Raw genomic sequence first — 15,808 nt, forward strand, 5'->3', positions numbered from 1 at the left:
GGCCCGGGGCAGCCGACCCTCCTGGGTGAGGTTGTCGCCGCGCTCAGTTCGCCTTCATCGCGTTGCCGACGATCGGGCCGAGCACGCCCTCCATCGAGCCGAGCATCGGGGCCGGGACGGCGTTGACGACCGAGAACTGCTCGGTGACGGTCGACGAGACCTGGCCGGAGGCATCGGCGCAGGCCGCCACGTACGAGTAGTTGCCGTTGGCGAGATGAGAGATCGAGTAGGTGGCGCTCTGACCTGCTGCCGCGGCATTCGGGAAGGCGGCCCAGTTGCCGGTCGCCTGACTCCATCCGGTGGGGAAGACCTGGGTCGGCAGCAACTGCAGTCCGCTGGGAAGCTTGATCACGGCCACGCCGCAGGCCGACGCCTCGGTGTTCGGGTTGCTCACGGTGATCGTCGCATTCGACCACATGTCGAAGCTGGCCTGGACCTTCGGCGGGAGCGGGGCCGTGGTGGCCGCACCGGCCAGCGGCGCGAGAGCACCTCCGATGGCGCAGACGGACGCCGCGGTGATCACCGCACGCAGCACATTACGGCCAGTCATCAACTCTGTTCCCTTCGTTCACGTTTCACCCGTTGCCGGGCGGCGCCATTACAGCACGGCGTCAGACGGCCACGCGGTCGCCTTGTGGTAACTCCCCAATTGTGAAATGACAGATCCCAAAGCGGCGATGATGCGGCGTGTGCCCGCGCTCAACCGCGCGTGAACGTTCCCAGATGATCCTTGTCGTAGAACTCGAGCCTGAGGTCGTTGCCGTGGAAGGTGGCGGCCGAGATCTGACCGAAGCCGTTCTCGCCGGGCGGGGTGAACACGAAGGTGCCGCCGCTCCAGTGGGTGAGCGGGAAGGTCATGTTCTTCGGACCCAGGGTGAGCGACAGGGTGTCGTTGGCGACGGTCACGGTCGCCGGACCGTAGTAGTCGTTGGCGTAGGTACCCGCATAGTCGGCGAGTGGTCCCGCAGGTGCGGGGTTCTTCGGCGGGGTCTTGCCGGCGAGCGATCCGGTCGGCTCGTTCATCGCGGCGAACGCCTTCTTGTACAGCGCGCCCCAGTCCTGCTTCACGGCGCCGAACTGCACCAGGTCGGCGAACTCCGCGTCGAGGGTCTCGGGCACGCCGATCGGGGCCGCATTGGTCAACGTGACGATGCCGACGTTCGCCGACGGAATCAGCGTGAACGCCGTGCCGGCGCCGAGGTCGAACGCACCCGAGTGGCTGAGCACCACCCGGCCGGCCGCGGAATTGCCGACGTTGAAGCCGTATCCGTAGAACCCGGCGCGCGCGTCCGGGGTGGTCGGGGGACTGGACACCGCCTGCGGCGAGATCGCGGGCAGCAGGTCCTGCGCCGGGACAATCGTCTTCCCGTCGGCGGTCCCGTTTGCGAGCACCATGTTCATCCACTTGGCGAGGTCGTCGACCGAGGAGCTGACACCGCCCGCGGGGGACTGCGCATCGGGTTGGCGCGGCGGATCCGAGACCTGGTAGCGACCGTCGACGAGCACGTGTCCGGCGGCCCGGTCGGGGCGCGCCTCGAAGTCGGCGAAGCGGGAACTTGTGGACGACATGCCCAGTGGGCCGTAGAGCGCCTGTTGCGAGAGTGTCGCCCAGTCGGTGCCGGCCGCGTCTGCGACCCCTTGTGCGGCAGCGGTCAGGCCGAAGTTGGTGTACGCGTAGGAATCCCGGAACGGTGCCAGCGGCAGCAGCTTGAGGCGGGCCTGGATCTGCTGACGGTCGTCGCCGAGGTCCTCGAGCAGGTCGCCGGCATGCTCGGGCAGCCCCGAACGGTGCGCGAACAGGTCGCCGACCGTCACGTGGTCGGTGACGTACGGGTCACTCAGCTCGAACTGCGGCATCAGCTGGTGCACCGGCGTGTCCCAGGTGACCAGGCCCTTCCCGACCTCGTGCGCGACCGTCGTCGCAGCGATCGACTTGGACACCGACGCGAGCTGGAACACCGTGTCGGGGTCCACCTTCTGGCCGGTGTCGACGTTGCGGACGCCGAAGCCCTTGCGGTACACGACCTTGCCGTCGTGCACGACCGCGACCGCCATGCCCGGGATGTGCGACGAGGCCATCAGGTCGTCGGCGAGCTGGTCGATCCTGCCCACGGCGGCGGACACCTGGCCGGGTGGGATCTGCTCGCCGGCAACGGCGTTCGGGGGCGGGGGGCCGGGACTGGCGGCCGGCGGCGCCGTGGCGGTGGTGGCGCCGGGCAGCGGCTGCGGATTGTCGGCGCAGCCGGAGATCGTCAGCGCCACCGCCACCGCGGCGGACCCCAACGCGACCGACAGCCTTCTGCCTGTGTGCACCGCGGCCTCCTGCGGTCCGGAAACGGGACTTCTCCGAAGATCAGCGTAGAGGAGTCCCGACGGCACGGCGCCTCGGTCGCCATCGCCGGGGCGGACGCCGTGGATGTGCGCCGGCTGGGTGCGATCTGGGACTGTGCTGCCGACTGCGCGCGAATCGCGGATTCGGACGGCGCGCCGCGGTCGGCCCGGGCACACTGGGGCGATGCGCCGGACACAGATGAGGCGGCTGTGGTCGCTGAGCCTTCTGACCGCTCTGTTGTGCCTGCTCGCGGGTCTGGCCGGCCCCGGGGCGTCGGCCGATCCGGGCCCCTTCGGGGGCGACTCCGGTCAGGTCATCACGGTGTTCGCGCCGAGTCCGTCGGCGACCAGCGCGACGCTGACCGCCTGGGATCGCGGCGCGGACGGCAGTTGGCGCGTGGTCGCCGGGCCGATGGCCGCCGATGTGGGATCCGACGGCATCGGCCAGGCCAGCGAGGCCGCGTCGCGCACACCGGCCGGCACCTTCCCGCTCACGGTGGCATTCGGCCGGCTGGCGAACCCCGGCACGGCGATGCCGTACTTCCGGACCGACTCCCAGGACTGGTGGGACGAGAACCCGCTCTCACCCACCTACAACACCCACGTGCGCGGCCCCGTCAGCCCGGGTGGCAACAGTGAGAACCTCTACGAGTCCGGCAGCGTCTACGACTATGCCGTGAACATCGGCTACAACCTGGCGCGGATCCCTGGCGCCGGATCGGGGATCTTCCTGCACGTGTCGGCGGGGACGCCGACGGCCGGGTGCGTGTCCGTCCCGGAGAACTCCATGCAGCAGATCGTCCGCTGGCTCGACCCGGCACGCCGGCCGGTGATCGACATCGGCGTGGGGACCGCGCCGACGCCGTGACGGCCGGTCGACTCCTGACGGACTACGCCGTCATTCGTCGTCGACGTCGGTCATCGACAGCACGTCGAGCCGGCGGTCGAGTTCCTCGAGCGAGAGCTCGTCGCCGATCAGGCCGCGGTCGATGACGGCCTGACGGATCGTCTTGTGCTCCTTGAGCGCCTCCTTGGCGACGGCGGCGGCCTCCTCGTAGCCGATGATCGAGTTGAGCGGCGTCACGATCGACGGCGAGGACTCGGCGAGCCGGCGCAGCCGGTCCACGTCGGCGGTCAGGCCGGAGATGCACCGGTCGGCGAAGAGCCGGGAGACGTTGGCCAGCAGCCGGATCGACTCGAGCACGTTGCGCGCCATCATCGGGATGTAGACGTTCAGCTCGAAGGCGCCGTTGCCGCCGCCCCACGCGATCGCCGCGTCGTTGCCGATCACCTGGGCGGCCACCTGGGTGACCGCCTCGGGCAGCACCGGATTGACCTTGCCGGGCATGATCGACGAGCCGGGCTGCAGGTCGGGCAGATGGATCTCGGCGAGACCGGTGAGCGGCCCGGAGCCCATCCACCGGATGTCGTTGGCGATCTTCGTCAGCGAGATCGCGACGGTGCGCAGCGCGCCGGACAGCTCGACCAGCCCGTCGCGGGCGCCCTGCGCCTCGAAATGGTCGAGCGCCTCGGAAAGCTGGTCCAGCCCGGTCGACCGCTGGAGTTCCGCGACCACGCGCCCGCCGAATCCGGCCGGAGCGTTGAGCCCGGTGCCGACCGCGGTGCCGCCGATGGGGAGTTCGCCGAGTCGTGGCAGCGTCGCGATCAGCCGCTCCACGCCGGCCTCGACCTGCCGGGTGTAGCCGCCGAACTCCTGCCCCAGCGTCACCGGCACTGCGTCCATCAGGTGGGTGCGGCCCGACTTGACGACCGTGCGCCACTGGGTCGCCTTGTCCAGCAACGCGAGCCGCAGGTGGTCGAGCGCCGGGACCAGATCCCGGACGACCGCCTCGGTCGCGGCGAGGTGGGTGGCGGTCGGGAACGTGTCGTTGGAGGACTGCGACATGTTCACGTGGTCGTTCGGGTGGACCGTGACGCCGGCAGCCGCCGCGAGCGAGGCGATGACCTCGTTGGCGTTCATGTTCGAGCTGGTGCCGGAACCGGTCTGGAAGACGTCGATGGGGAACTGGTCGTCGTGGCGGCCGTCGGCGATCTCCGAGGCCGCCACGACGATCGCGTCCGCCCGGGCGGCATCGAGCAGACCCAGCTCCTGGTTCACCCGGGCGCACGCCGCCTTGAGCAGGCCCAGCGCACGGATCTGGGCCCGCTCCAGGCCGCGCCCGCTGATCGGGAAGTTCTCCACCGCACGCTGGGTCTGCGCGCGCCACAGCGCGGCGGCCGGCACCCGCACCTGACCCATGGTGTCGTGCTCGATCCGGTACTGCCCCTGGTCACCTGCGGTCGCGTCGGAGGTCATGGACAGCACTCTGCCACCGCGGGCACGTCATCGCGAGGCGATCCGGAGCACGCCGGTGACCGTGCCCTGGTACTGCACCTTGCCGGGTGCGATGGTGCCGACCATCTGCAGCGTGTCCAGTTGCGCGCCGGTGCCGATGTTCTGTTGCGCGTCGACCTTGCCGGTCGATGCGTCGATCACCGTGTAGCGGTAGCTGTCGGCCGCGCCGCCGACGCTGCCGATGAACCCGCCCTGCGCGGCGCTGCCGCTGCTGCCGCCACCGAGGGCCGGTTCGCGGGCGACCGTGTAGATCTTGCCGTCGGCGACCGACAGGCGCGGCACCGCGGAGGAGCGGACGTTGTTGCTCCATTTGACGGTGCAACCGTTGCCGTCGGGGTTGACGTCGATCCGGGTCATACCGCCGGTGATCGGGGCGCCCGACGGCCGGCTCGGCCCGGCGTTGGCCGGCAACGCGGGATACGGGTAGCCGTAGGTGCTCGCGACGAACACGCTGTTGCCGGAGCCGATGGGCGAGTTCTCGGTGCCGTTGATCGCCGGGGTCGTGCAGACCTGGCTACCGGTGGCGCTGTTGTAGACGATGAGGTTCTCGGTCGGCACGGCGTTGTCGGTGATCGCCAGGTACTCGGTGCCCGTGCGCGGCCCGAAGAAGGTCGGGCTGGCGCCGCTGCCCCAGCTGAGCTGGCCGGGCTTGCGTGCGGGCCCGCGGTCGTAGGCCTGACGCCAGACGATGTGCGGTGCGCCGCCGACGGCGTCCAGCAGGTACTGGGCGTGGTCGGTGGTGATCGCGACGCCCTCGGGGGCGGTGGAGATGCTGTTGTCGACGCCCTCGCCGGGCGCCAGCACGATCGACTGCGCCTGTCCGGTCGCGGGGTCGACGTAGCCGGCGGACGCGTTGTCGGTGGCGAACCAGACGCGGCCCTGCTGGTCGGGCATCAACGCCGCCACGTGGTCGCAGTCCCCGCCGCCGCAGTGCCCGGACACCGCCGCGGTGATGTCGGTGCGGGAGGCCACGAACAGCCGCCACGTGCCGCCCGGGCCGCCGCGGTCGTGCCCGATGCGCAGCAGGTCGCCGCTGCCGTCGACGGTGACCATCTGGTTCTTGTCGTCCAGGTAGGCGTAGACGCCGCCGAGCAGGCTGCCCTTGGTCAGTGACAACGAGGCGGTCGAGTGTCCGGTCGCCGGGTCGAGCAGGTGCACGGTCGGGGTGCGGTTCGCGATCGTCGTGCACAGTGCCTGCGGGATGCCGTCCGAGCCCTGCAGGATTGTCGGGCAGGCCGAGGCCAACGGCGTGTCGGCGATGTTCACCGAGCCGGTTCCCGGACCGGGCAGCGGAGTGCTGTCGGACGATTCGGCGTCGCCGTGCATGGTCGCGGTGCCCATCGGCCCGAGGAACGGATTGGCGGGCGGCAGCGGCCCGAAGGTGTCGGCGGAGGCGGTGCCCGCGCCGATCAGCAGGGTCGTGGCGGCGGCGAGGACCACCGGGACCGCACGGGTGAGCTTGCGTGACGCCTTGCGTGGCACAGAGAACCTCCAGGTCGGGGGATCGGGCGGATGTCGATGGCGTGCTGTCGGGTCGGGTCGATCGAAGGGTCAGGTATCCGGGTGGTTCAGGGTCCGGCGGACCGGTGCGGTCAGCGCGGCGGTGAGCATCGCGACGAGGTTCGCGACGAAGTCGTCGTGGTCGAGCAGCACGAGCTGGGCCTCGTCGATGCGTCGGGCACGGTCGGCCAGGCAGACGGTGAGCATGCTGATCAGCAACGAGAGCCGTTCGAGTGCAACAGGTTCCGGCAGTGTCTTGACGCATTCACGCTCGAGGGCCTGTAGCTGGCCGGCGACCGCGCTGCCCCGCAACGGATTCGGCAGGTCGTGTGTGCGCATGCCCGCGCTGCCCGCCAACTGCACGATGATCCGCAGGAAGTCCCGGCCGTCCGCGGTACGCAGTTCCTCGGAGACGGGCCGGGTGAGGTCGTCGACCAGAGTGGGCAGGTCGTCGGGGGGTGGTCCCGGCGGTTGGCGCTGCTCGATGCGCGCCATGTGCCGGTCGAGGATCGCGCCGAGCAGGCCCCGGCGGGAGCCGAAGTGGTAGCCGACCGCCGAGTCGTTCGACTGTCCGGCCCGGGCGATGATCTCGCGGGTGAGTGCGCCGTCGACCCCCTTGCGTGCGAACAGGTGCTCGCCGGCGAGCAGCAGTTGCTCGCGGGTGGCGGTCGAATCCCTTGGCATGCCCGGATGCTAACGGATACTGTTACTAACAGATGTCATTAATTCGAAATTTACCGTGACAGGACCCGAGAAGACGGGGAAGGACCCGAGATGACACTGACCGACGCCCCCACGTACAACCCGTTCGATGCGGCGTTCCAGGCCGATCCGTACCCCGCGTACCGGCAGTTGCGCGACCACGACCCGGTCCACCGCCACGAGCAGGAGGGTGCGCCGGCGTTCTGGGCGCTGTCGCGGTTCGACGACATCTGGAACGCGGTCCGCGACAGCGCGAGCTTCTCGTCGGAGCAGGGGCTGACGTTCTATCCGGACGAGATCGGCCAGCTGGGCCTGGCCCCGACGATCGTCATGCTCGACCCGCCGCGGCACACCAAGCTGCGCTCGCTGATCGCGAAGGGCTTCACGCCGCACCGGGTGATGTCGATGGAGCCGCTGATCCGTGAGTTCGTGCGCTCACGCATCGACCTGATCGAGACCAAGGCGCGGGCGGGGGAGCAGGTCGACCTGCACCAGGACTTCTCCACGCAGATCCCGACGTTCGTGCTGGCCGAACTGTTCGACATCCCCGAGTCCGACCGGATGCAGTTCGACCCGTGGGTCACGGCGCTGACGGCGTTGCAGGACAGCGGGTTCGACATCCAGGCGCTCGGCGCGCAGCACGCGGTCGCCGAGATGTTCGGCTACTTCGGCGAGCTGATCACCGCGCGGCGGGCGGCGCCCGGCGAGGACATGATCAGCGCGCTGACCCAGGCCGAACTCGACGGGGAGCGGCTCACGGACTGGGACATCCTCGGCTTCTGCTTCGTGCTGGTCGCAGGCGGTAACGACACGACCGGCAACCTGATCTCCCACGGGGTGATGCTGCTCGACGGCGACCACGCCCAGCGTGAGCGGCTGGTCGCCGAGCCGGATCTGATCCCGAACGCGCTGGTGGAGTTCCTGCGGCTGGAGAGTTCCGTGCAGGGGCTCGCGCGCACCACCTTGCGGCCGGTGCGGATCGGCGACGTGGAGATCCCCGAGGGGGAGAAGGTGATGATGCTCTACGGCTCGGCGAACCGGGACGAGCGCGAGTACGGCGAGAGCGCCGACCGGCTCGACATCACCCGGCAGTTCCCCCGGCACCTGGCGTTCAGCAGCGGCGTGCACTTCTGCATCGGCTCGCATCTGGCCCGGCTGCAGGCGCGCCTCGCGTTCGAGGAACTGCTGGCGCGACAGCCGCACATCGGCGTGGACCTGTCGGGGTCACAACGGCTGAATTCGGCGTTCACCCGCGGCTGGGTTCACCTGCCCGCCACCGGTATTCGCTGACGAAACTGTGCGTGGGTTGCGGGGCCGGGACCCCACAACCCACGCACAGCCGATCACGGCAGCGGGGGCTGCGCGCCGTCGACGCCGTCGAAGTTGATCGAAGAGAACTCGTGCAGCTTCTCGAGACGGTGGTAGGCCTCGATCATCCGGACCGTGCCGGACTTGCTGCGCATGACGATCGACTGCGTGGTCGCGCCGCCGCCGTAGTAGCGCACGCCCTTGAGCAGTTCGCCGTCGGTGACGCCGGTCGCGCAGAAGAAGATGTTCTCGCCGGTGACGAGTTCCTCGGTGGTCAGCACGCGGTCCAGGTCGTGTCCGGCGTCGAGCGCCTTCTGCCGCTCGGCCTCGTCCTTCGGGGCCAGCTTGCCCTGCAGCGCGCCGCCCATGCAGCGCATCGCCGCGGCGGCGATGATGCCCTCCGGCGTGCCGCCGGTGCCGAGCAGCATGTCGACACCGGAGTCGGGACGGGCGGTGGCGATCGCACCGGCGACGTCGCCGTCGGAGATCAGCCGGATGCGCGCGCCGGTCTCGCGGATCTCGCGGATCATGTCGGCGTGGCGGGGACGATCCAGGATCGTCACGGTGGTGTCGGAGACCGCGCGGTTCTTGGCCTTCGCGACGCGGCGGATGTTCTCGGCGACACCCGCGGACAGGTCGATGACGTCGGCGGCCTCGGGACCGACGGCGATCTTCTCCATGTAGAACACGGCCGACGGGTCGAACATGGCGCCGCGCTCGGACACCGCGAGGACCGCGATCGAACCCGGCGCGCCCTTGCTCATCAACGTGGTGCCGTCGATCGGGTCGACCGCCACGTCACACAGCGGGCCGTCGCCGTTGCCGACCTCCTCGCCGTTGTAGAGCATCGGCGCCTCGTCCTTCTCGCCCTCGCCGATGACGACGACGCCCTGCATCGAGACGGAGCTCACCATGTGGCGCATGGCATCGACGGCGGCACCGTCGCCGCCCTCCTTGTCACCCCGGCCGACCCACCGGCCGGCAGCCATGGCGGCGGCCTCGGTCACACGCACCAACTCGAGGGCGAGGTTGCGGTCCGGGGCCTCGCGGCGGTTGGGTGTGGTGCTAGCCGTCATTGGGCATTGCCTCCCTGGTAAGTCCCCGGGCGCCGCCGCCGATCACGCGGAACTCCCGGCCGGTTGTGTATGTGGTGGCGCCGGTGAATGCCATCTGTGTGACCCAACCCGCGCCGGGCTGATTCTCCCATCACCACCCGGGCGTGGCGCATCCGCCGTCCCACTCGCGCGTCGGGGCTGGGATACTGGTTGCCGTGCCAGCCGACAAGCCCCGTTTTCTGCAGAACAACCGCGACATGGCGCTCTCCATGATCCCGCTCGTGTTGATCTGCATCGTCGTCGCGGCCATAGCCGGTCAGTGCTCGTTCAGCCCCGGCCACCCCACCCAGGGGAAGATCCCGCACTACGACGCGACCGACGCGCTGCGTGCCGACGCCCAGCAACTGACGTTCCCGATTCGGCTGCCCCGCACGCCCGAGGGCTGGCAGTCGAATTCCGGTGGTCACGACACCGTCAACGGCAACGACGGCGGCGAGGCGACGTCCGTCGGCTACATCACCCCGGCCGGCGACTACGTCCGGATCACCCAGTCCAACGCCTCCGTGCCGGCGCTGGTGCGGTTCGTCGCGGGGGGTGCGCGCGGCGTCACCGGCGAGGAGTCGGTCGCCGGGCACCAGTGGAGCGTCTACGCGCAGACCGGTGCGGAGCCGATCTGGACGACCGACATGGGGTCGGTGCGCATGCTCATGACCGGCAGCGGCACCGACGGCGAGTTCCGCCAACTGGCGGCCGCGACGACCGGTGAGGCGCCGCTGCCGTCGCAGCCCTAGCCGGAACCGGCCCTGGCGTGAACCGGCGCGGTCGGGCCCGCGACCTCCGAGCGGCTGCGTGACGGCTCAGTCGTCCTCGTCGTCTGCGTTCTCGCCGGCGTCGGCCAGCGCCCGTTCGACCCGCGCCCGTGCACCGGCAAGGTGCTCCTCGCACCGCTTCGCCAGCGCTTCCCCGCGTTCCCACAGCGCGAGGGAGGCATCGAGGTCGAGCCCGCCCTGCTCGAGGACCCGCACCACGTCGACCAGCTCGTCGCGGGCCTGTTCGTAGTCCAGTTCCGAGATCGGGGTGTCGGTGTCGTCCATCGGATGGCTCCTCCTGGTCGGTGATGCTCTCTGGCGGTGTCGACGGCGTGGTCGTCGGCGGGTTTGATCCACGCGCGGTCGCCGGTCCGTATCGTCCGGCCTTCAGCTCTCGCGGCTGATGACGGCGGCGCGGACGGCGCCGTCGCCGACCCGCACGCGCAGCTGTGCGCCGGGCGGGGAGTCCTCGACCGTGTGCAGCACCTCGGCCGTGCCGTCCGGCAGCACCCGCTGCACCACCGCATAGCCGCGCGCGAGGGTGGCGGCAGGGCCGAGCGTGGTCAACCGGGCGCGGAGGTGCTCGACGGCGGTCTGCTGCGCGTCGACGGACCGCACGACGTCGCGCCGCGCGGCCACCCGCAGGCGCTCCACCTCCTGGGTCAGGTGGTCGATCGAACGCAGCGGATCCGCGAGCACCGGCCGGCTGCGTAGCTGCTCGAGATGCCGGACCTCGCGCTGCACCCAGTTGCGCAGGGCCGCGGCGGCGCGGTCGCGCAACTCGGCCAACAATGCGCGCTCGGCCTCGACGTCCGGCACGATCCGCTTCGCGGCGTCGGTCGGGGTGGCCGCCCGGACGTCGGCCACGAGGTCGGAGAGCGGACTGTCCGGCTCGTGGCCGATCGCGCTGACCACCGGTGTGGTGGCGGCGACGATGGCCCGGCACAGCGTCTCGTCCGAGAACGGCAGCAGGTCCTCGACGCTGCCGCCGCCGCGGGCCAGCACGATGACCTCCACCGACGGGTCGGCGTCGAGTTCGCGCAGCGCCCCGACGATCTGCGGGACCGCCGTCGGACCCTGGACAGGGGTGTTGCGGATGGCGAACCGCGCCTGCGGCCACCGCGATTGCGCGACGGAGACGACGTCACGCTCGGCCGCCGAGGCGCGGCCGGTGATCAGCCCGATGGTGTTCGGCAGGTACGGCAGCGGCCGCTTCAGACGCGGGTCGAACAGTCCCTCCGCGGCCAGCAGGGCGCGCAGGCGCTCGATGCGGGCCAGCAGTTCGCCCAGCCCGACCGCGCGGATCTCGGTGACGCGCAGCGAGAAGCTGGCACGTCCCGGGTGCAGCGTCGGCTTGCCGTACATCACGACCTGGCTGCCCTCGGTCAACGGCACCTGGGTGCTGCGCAGCAGGTTCGGCGAGCACGTCACCGACAGCGACATGTCGGCCGAGGGGTCGCGCAGGACCAGGAACGCGACCCGGGTGCCGGGACGGGCGTTGATCTGGGTGATCTGGCCCTCGACCCACACCCAACCCAGGCGGTCGATCCACTGGGAGACCTTCGTGGTGACAACCCGGACCGGCCAGGGTTGCTCGGCGGTGCTGGCCCCCGGTCGGTCGCCGGACGGTGCGGTCGGGCCGGGGTTCACTTCGCGGTCGTCGAGGTGATCCGGTTGCCGAGCATCGTCACGAACGGTGCGCGCGCACGCCCGGCCTTCTCGTAGTCGAGCAGCTCGGTGAGCTCCTCGGTCGACAGCGTGCGCAGGCGGGCACGCAGCTGGGCGAGGGTGAGCGCGTCGTAGTCAAGGAACTCGGCGATCTCGGGGGTCGAGGGGACTGTTCCGCTGCCGTTGGCGGGTGCGGGCTCGCCGATGTGGTCCTTGCTGTCGGAGCCGGCGGCGCCCTCGGTGTCGGTCTGCGGCTTCGGCGCCGTGGAGTACAGGGCGAACCGGCCCGCGGTGGTGCGGGAACCGTCGGCGCCGGACTGGTCGCTGCCGTCGTGCGCGTCGGCGTGATCCTCGTCGAACACCGCCCAGCTGGGCTGCTCCTGGTCGGGGTAGAGGAAGGACAGCGCCTGATCGCCCTTGATCGCCAGCGAGGTCATCGTCTGCTGGACCCGCATCCCCGTCTGGAAAACCAGGCTCACCGACGTCATCGGCAGCATGACCGCCGTCGTGGGCAGCTTGCGGGTCTCTTCGACGACGGTGACGGCGAGCCCAGCGGCGACGCGGGCCATGAACGGGGGACGGATCATGGCACAAGCGTGCCCTATCGCCGCGGCGATTGGTAGCTGAGGTGTCCGATTCGGAGCACCGCACCGTACCCTGGGGGCATGTCTTCTCCCGTACATGCCGGTAACGGCAAGCGTGTCCTGCTCGCGGAGCCGCGTGGCTACTGCGCCGGCGTCGACCGGGCGGTCGAGACCGTCGAGCGCGCGCTGGAGAAGCACGGCGCGCCGGTGTACGTGCGCAAGGAGATCGTGCACAACCGGCACGTGGTCGAGACGCTGTCCGAGCGCGGCGCGGTGTTCGTGGACGAGACGGACGAGGTCCCAGAGGGCGCACTGGTCGTGTTCTCCGCGCACGGCGTGTCCCCGGCGGTGCGTGACGCCGCGGATCAGCGGCAACTGCGCACCATCGACGCGACCTGCCCGCTGGTGACGAAGGTGCACCAGGAAGCCAAGCGTTTCGCCCGCGACGACTACGACATCCTGCTGATCGGTCACGAAGGCCACGAAGAGGTCGAGGGCACCGCGGGTGAGGCGCCCGACCACGTCCACCTGGTCGACGGTCCGGATGCGGTCGGCGGTGTGACCGTCCGGGACGAGTCCAAGGTGATCTGGCTGTCGCAGACCACGCTCAGCGTCGACGAGACGATGCAGACCGTCGAGCGTCTGCGCGAGCGGTTCCCGCTGCTGCAGGATCCGCCGAGCGACGACATCTGTTACGCGACCCAGAACCGGCAGGGCGCGGTAAAGGCGATGGCGCCCGAATGCGATCTGGTGATCGTCGTGGGGTCGCGCAACTCGTCGAACTCGGTGCGACTGGTCGAGGTCGCGCTCGGTGCCGGCGCGGACACGGCGTACCTGGTCGACTACGCCCGCGAGATCCGACCCGAGTGGCTCGACGGGGTCCGCACCGTGGGTGTCACCTCGGGGGCCTCGGTCCCGGAGGTGCTCGTTCGCGGAGTGGTGGATCTGCTGGCCGAGCACGGGTTCGCGGACGTTCAGCCGGTGACCACGGCCAACGAGACCCTGGTGTTCGCCCTGCCCCGCGAGTTGCGCGCCAGCCGGACCTGATCGGACGGTCCGTGGTCGTCGTGGGGCGGCCGCGGGCTTCGCCGGGGGGTGCTAGCTGGGACGCTCGTCCTCGTATGAGCGGAAGCGCGGCGCCGTCCAGCCCGGGTTGGTGTGCGGACGATCGCCGTGCGCGGAATCGGTGCGCGGGGCCGGCGCATCCTCGTCGCGGTCCCGGTAGCGGACGCGGGGGATCGGGGTGGACATGGTCGGGTGCGGATCCACCCCGCCGCGCAGCGGCACCCGGGGCCGCGGATGCCTGGCGGCCGGGGCCGGGCTGCCGCTCGGGGTGCCCATGCGGCGGGCGGGCATGGGGAAGGTGACCGTCGGATCGCTCAACCGGTAGTCGTCGTCGCGGATGCCCGTCGGTTCGAACGACGTCGCGGGCGCCGGACGCTCGGCGTGACGTCGCGGCTGGATCTCCGGGCGCGACCATCGGGACGAGCGAGGCTCTTCGGTGGGGACACGTCGGGCACCGGTGCGCGGACCCAGGTCGGCAGCGACGAACTCGCCGGTGCGGTTGCGGCCGCGCTCGGGGTCGCGGCGCCGGTTCGCCGAGCCCGGGTCGGCCGCCCGGCGACGCCCGGTGGTCGGCTCCGCCGCCCGCCGCCTGCCCGTGGTCGGCTCGACATCCTCGGCGAGGTCCTGCCGGGCCGAGGCGTCGCGGCGTGAGGACGTGTCGCGTTGGCGCGCCGTCTCGCGCCGTCGGGCCGCCTTGCGTCGCTCCGCCGCGCCCCGGGACGCGGTTCTGCCGGCGGACGAGCCCTCCTGATGCTGGAGGTAGAGCCTGACCCCGCCGATCGCGAGCACCACGATTGTCGTGAACACCATCATCGGGAAGCGGTCGACCAGCGGCAATGCCAGATCGAGGATCAGATTCTTCAGTCCGTGGCCGGTGTCGGTGGTGAGGGTCTCGTAGGCCAGGGGGACCCCGATGAACAAGATCAACGGCGGCTGCACCATGGCGGAGAACAGGCTGCGGTTCTGGACCGCGACCACCGCGCCGACGCAGCCGAGGAAGTAGAAGACCGCGAACACCGAGGTCAGTTCGTTGCCGCGCGCGGCGTCGAGCAGATAGCCGACGAAGGCGCCCGCAACACCGCACAACACTCCGCCCCACCAGGGGATACCTGCTGTGGTGGGCACGATGGACCGCTGCTCGAGCGGTACCCGGGCACGGGCACGTTGGGTTGCGGTCACACATCGAGGTTAGCGGTAATGGGTCAGCAGGCCGGGTTTGCATCACGGTGCGTGTCCCGTGTCTCGGGTGCCCCGATGGTCCTGGGCCATGCTTCGACCTGCCGGATCTCGGTCGGCTCGGTGGTCGACACCTCCAATTCTGTGAGTTTCCGTGCCGTCACCATCACCCTCGATTCCATCGATGCGGCGGTCGAGTTGAAGGCGTCGACGGCCTTGCCGAGCTGCGTGCCGACGCGGTCGAGATGACCGGCAACCGTGTCCAGTCGGGAATGCAGTTCCTTGCCCAGTTTGTGGATCGTGGCCGCGTCCCGGGACAGAGCGTCCTGCCGCCACATGTGCGCCACCGTGCGCAACAACGCGATCAGGGTCGTCGGCGTCGCCAGTACCACGTTCTTCGCAAACGCGTACTCGAGCAGCTCCGGGGCGGTGGACAGGGCCGCGTCGAGGAACGGATCGCCCGGCACGAACAGCACGACGAATTCGGGGGTCGGATCGAACGACCGCCAGTACGCCTTGGCCGAGAGTTGATCGATGTGGGTGCGCAGCTGACCCGCGTGCCTGCTCATGTGCCGCGCGCGCTCGGCGGGGTCCTCCGTGTCGAGCGCGTCGAGGTACGCGCTGAACGGCACCTTGGCGTCGACGATCAGCTGTTTGCCGCCCGCGAGCCGGACGATGAGGTCGGGCCGGACACTGCGTGCGCCGTCGCCGACGGAGTCGACCGCACTGACCTGGGTGCTGAAATCGCAGTGCTTGCTCATCCCGGACAGCTCGACGACCCGCTCGAGCTGGACCTCACCCCACCGGCCGCGTACCTGGGGCGCACGCAGGGCGGTGACCAGCTGACCGGCCTGGTTGGAGAGCAGCTGGGACGCGCGCTGCATGCCCGCGACCTGTTCCGTCAGGCCGGCGTAGGCGTTGACCCTGCTGTGTTCGATCTGCTGCACCTGGTTGGACAGCGCCCCGACGGCCTCGCGCAGTGGTCCCACGACGCGGGTGAGCTGATCGCCGATCGCGCCCGAGTGCCGGCGTGCCGAGTCCGCGTTGACCGCGTTGAGCGACTGCTGCAGCGTCTGCTCGTTCTCGCGGATGGCATGCAGTGTGGCCTCGGCGCGGGCCAGCCGATCGCTCGCGCGTGCGGCGTGGACAAGCCATCCGACGACCGCGCCGACGCCGAAGGCGGCGAGGAGACCGACTGCCGTGATCGCGTTCATGATCGAGATCGTGCACCACGGCACCGACAGATTCGACAGG

15 protein-coding genes are annotated in these 15,808 nt (G+C 70.4%); 4 read left to right on the top strand and 11 right to left on the bottom strand.

Annotated elements, in window-relative coordinates:
• Positions 1-43: 43 nt before the first annotated feature.
• Positions 44-550 carry a hypothetical protein gene (locus G4X40_RS19760; protein ID WP_277835025.1) on the bottom strand — a complete coding sequence of 169 codons (507 nt, stop codon included), beginning with the start codon at positions 548-550 and terminating at the stop codon, positions 44-46.
• Positions 551-699: 149 nt separating this feature from the next.
• Complete coding sequence (locus G4X40_RS19765) at positions 700-2,313, bottom strand: serine hydrolase (protein WP_277835027.1); 1,614 nt, start codon at positions 2,311-2,313, stop codon at positions 700-702.
• 202 nt (positions 2,314-2,515) lie between these two features.
• Here G4X40_RS19765 and G4X40_RS19770 point away from each other — a divergent pair, with 202 nt between their 5' ends.
• The gene (locus G4X40_RS19770) at positions 2,516-3,199 is read left to right on the top strand and encodes a L,D-transpeptidase family protein (protein ID WP_277835029.1); all 684 of its coding nucleotides are present in this window, start codon (positions 2,516-2,518) and stop codon (positions 3,197-3,199) included.
• Positions 3,200-3,229: 30 nt separating this feature from the next.
• Here the strand turns inward: G4X40_RS19770 and G4X40_RS19775 are convergent, their stop codons facing one another.
• The 3 genes from G4X40_RS19775 to G4X40_RS19785 form a co-directional block, all read right to left on the bottom strand.
• A complete protein-coding gene (locus tag G4X40_RS19775; protein WP_277835031.1) occupies positions 3,230-4,648 on the bottom strand; it encodes a class II fumarate hydratase in 1,419 nt (472 codons plus the stop codon).
• Between the two features lie 27 nt (positions 4,649-4,675).
• Complete coding sequence (locus G4X40_RS19780) at positions 4,676-6,169, bottom strand: hypothetical protein (RefSeq protein ID WP_277835032.1); 1,494 nt, start codon at positions 6,167-6,169, stop codon at positions 4,676-4,678.
• A gap of 69 nt (positions 6,170-6,238) precedes the next feature.
• Positions 6,239-6,871 carry a TetR/AcrR family transcriptional regulator gene (locus G4X40_RS19785; protein ID WP_277835034.1) on the bottom strand — a complete coding sequence of 211 codons (633 nt, stop codon included), beginning with the start codon at positions 6,869-6,871 and terminating at the stop codon, positions 6,239-6,241.
• Positions 6,872-6,961: 90 nt separating this feature from the next.
• Between G4X40_RS19785 and G4X40_RS19790 the strand changes: the two genes are divergently transcribed.
• The gene (locus G4X40_RS19790) at positions 6,962-8,179 is read left to right on the top strand and encodes a cytochrome P450 (RefSeq protein ID WP_277835037.1); all 1,218 of its coding nucleotides are present in this window, start codon (positions 6,962-6,964) and stop codon (positions 8,177-8,179) included.
• A gap of 53 nt (positions 8,180-8,232) precedes the next feature.
• Here G4X40_RS19790 and glpX read toward each other — a convergent pair whose 3' ends face one another.
• Entirely contained in the window at positions 8,233-9,273 is a 1,041-nt protein-coding gene (gene glpX, locus G4X40_RS19795; protein WP_277835039.1) for a class II fructose-bisphosphatase, read from the bottom strand.
• Between the two features lie 194 nt (positions 9,274-9,467).
• Between glpX and G4X40_RS19800 the strand changes: the two genes are divergently transcribed.
• Positions 9,468-10,043 carry a DUF4245 domain-containing protein gene (locus tag G4X40_RS19800; RefSeq protein WP_277835041.1) on the top strand — a complete coding sequence of 192 codons (576 nt, stop codon included), beginning with the start codon at positions 9,468-9,470 and terminating at the stop codon, positions 10,041-10,043.
• Positions 10,044-10,109: 66 nt separating this feature from the next.
• Here G4X40_RS19800 and G4X40_RS19805 read toward each other — a convergent pair whose 3' ends face one another.
• The 3 genes from G4X40_RS19805 to G4X40_RS19815 form a co-directional block, all read right to left on the bottom strand.
• Positions 10,110-10,346: an exodeoxyribonuclease VII small subunit gene (locus G4X40_RS19805; RefSeq protein WP_277835042.1), complete on the bottom strand. Its 237-nt coding sequence runs from the start codon at positions 10,344-10,346 to the stop codon at positions 10,110-10,112.
• A 102-nt stretch (positions 10,347-10,448) separates the two neighbouring features.
• A complete protein-coding gene (gene xseA / locus G4X40_RS19810) occupies positions 10,449-11,711 on the bottom strand; it encodes an exodeoxyribonuclease VII large subunit (protein WP_277835044.1) in 1,263 nt (420 codons plus the stop codon).
• Positions 11,708-12,316 carry a lipid droplet-associated protein gene (locus G4X40_RS19815; RefSeq protein WP_277835046.1) on the bottom strand — a complete coding sequence of 203 codons (609 nt, stop codon included), beginning with the start codon at positions 12,314-12,316 and terminating at the stop codon, positions 11,708-11,710. The genes xseA and G4X40_RS19815 overlap by 4 nt, the downstream gene beginning before the upstream one ends.
• Before the next feature lie 78 nt (positions 12,317-12,394).
• Between G4X40_RS19815 and G4X40_RS19820 the strand changes: the two genes are divergently transcribed.
• Positions 12,395-13,360: a 4-hydroxy-3-methylbut-2-enyl diphosphate reductase gene (locus G4X40_RS19820; protein WP_277835049.1), complete on the top strand. Its 966-nt coding sequence runs from the start codon at positions 12,395-12,397 to the stop codon at positions 13,358-13,360.
• 51 nt (positions 13,361-13,411) lie between these two features.
• On the opposite strand, the gene G4X40_RS19825 is transcribed toward G4X40_RS19820, so the two are convergent.
• Together G4X40_RS19825 and G4X40_RS19830 are read right to left on the bottom strand one after the other, a co-directional pair.
• On the bottom strand, positions 13,412-14,557 hold the full coding sequence (locus tag G4X40_RS19825) for a DUF6542 domain-containing protein (protein WP_277835050.1): 1,146 nt from the start codon (positions 14,555-14,557) through the stop codon (positions 13,412-13,414).
• Positions 14,558-14,580: 23 nt separating this feature from the next.
• Entirely contained in the window at positions 14,581-15,768 is a 1,188-nt protein-coding gene (locus tag G4X40_RS19830; RefSeq protein WP_277835052.1) for a DNA recombination protein RmuC, read from the bottom strand.
• Positions 15,769-15,808: the final 40 nt, after the last annotated feature.

Source organism: Speluncibacter jeojiensis, from assembly GCF_029589495.1.
Lineage (GTDB): Bacteria > Actinomycetota > Actinomycetes > Mycobacteriales > Mycobacteriaceae > Speluncibacter > Speluncibacter jeojiensis.

What these genes read in the sequence shown, in the direction of transcription:
- G4X40_RS19760 (WP_277835025.1), bottom strand. Translation starts at nt 550, where the DNA reads ATGACTGGCCGTAATGTGCTGCGTGCGGTGATCACCGCGGCGTCCGTC.
- G4X40_RS19770 (WP_277835029.1), top strand. Translation starts at nt 2,516, where the DNA reads ATGCGCCGGACACAGATGAGGCGGCTGTGGTCGCTGAGCCTTCTGACC.
- G4X40_RS19775 (WP_277835031.1), bottom strand. Translation starts at nt 4,648, where the DNA reads ATGACCTCCGACGCGACCGCAGGTGACCAGGGGCAGTACCGGATCGAG.
- G4X40_RS19785 (WP_277835034.1), bottom strand. Translation starts at nt 6,871, where the DNA reads ATGCCAAGGGATTCGACCGCCACCCGCGAGCAACTGCTGCTCGCCGGC.
- G4X40_RS19790 (WP_277835037.1), top strand. Translation starts at nt 6,962, where the DNA reads ATGACACTGACCGACGCCCCCACGTACAACCCGTTCGATGCGGCGTTC.
- glpX (WP_277835039.1), bottom strand. Translation starts at nt 9,273, where the DNA reads ATGACGGCTAGCACCACACCCAACCGCCGCGAGGCCCCGGACCGCAAC.
- G4X40_RS19805 (WP_277835042.1), bottom strand. Translation starts at nt 10,346, where the DNA reads ATGGACGACACCGACACCCCGATCTCGGAACTGGACTACGAACAGGCC.
- G4X40_RS19815 (WP_277835046.1), bottom strand. Translation starts at nt 12,316, where the DNA reads ATGATCCGTCCCCCGTTCATGGCCCGCGTCGCCGCTGGGCTCGCCGTC.
- G4X40_RS19820 (WP_277835049.1), top strand. Translation starts at nt 12,395, where the DNA reads ATGTCTTCTCCCGTACATGCCGGTAACGGCAAGCGTGTCCTGCTCGCG.
- G4X40_RS19830 (WP_277835052.1), bottom strand. Translation starts at nt 15,768, where the DNA reads ATGAACGCGATCACGGCAGTCGGTCTCCTCGCCGCCTTCGGCGTCGGC.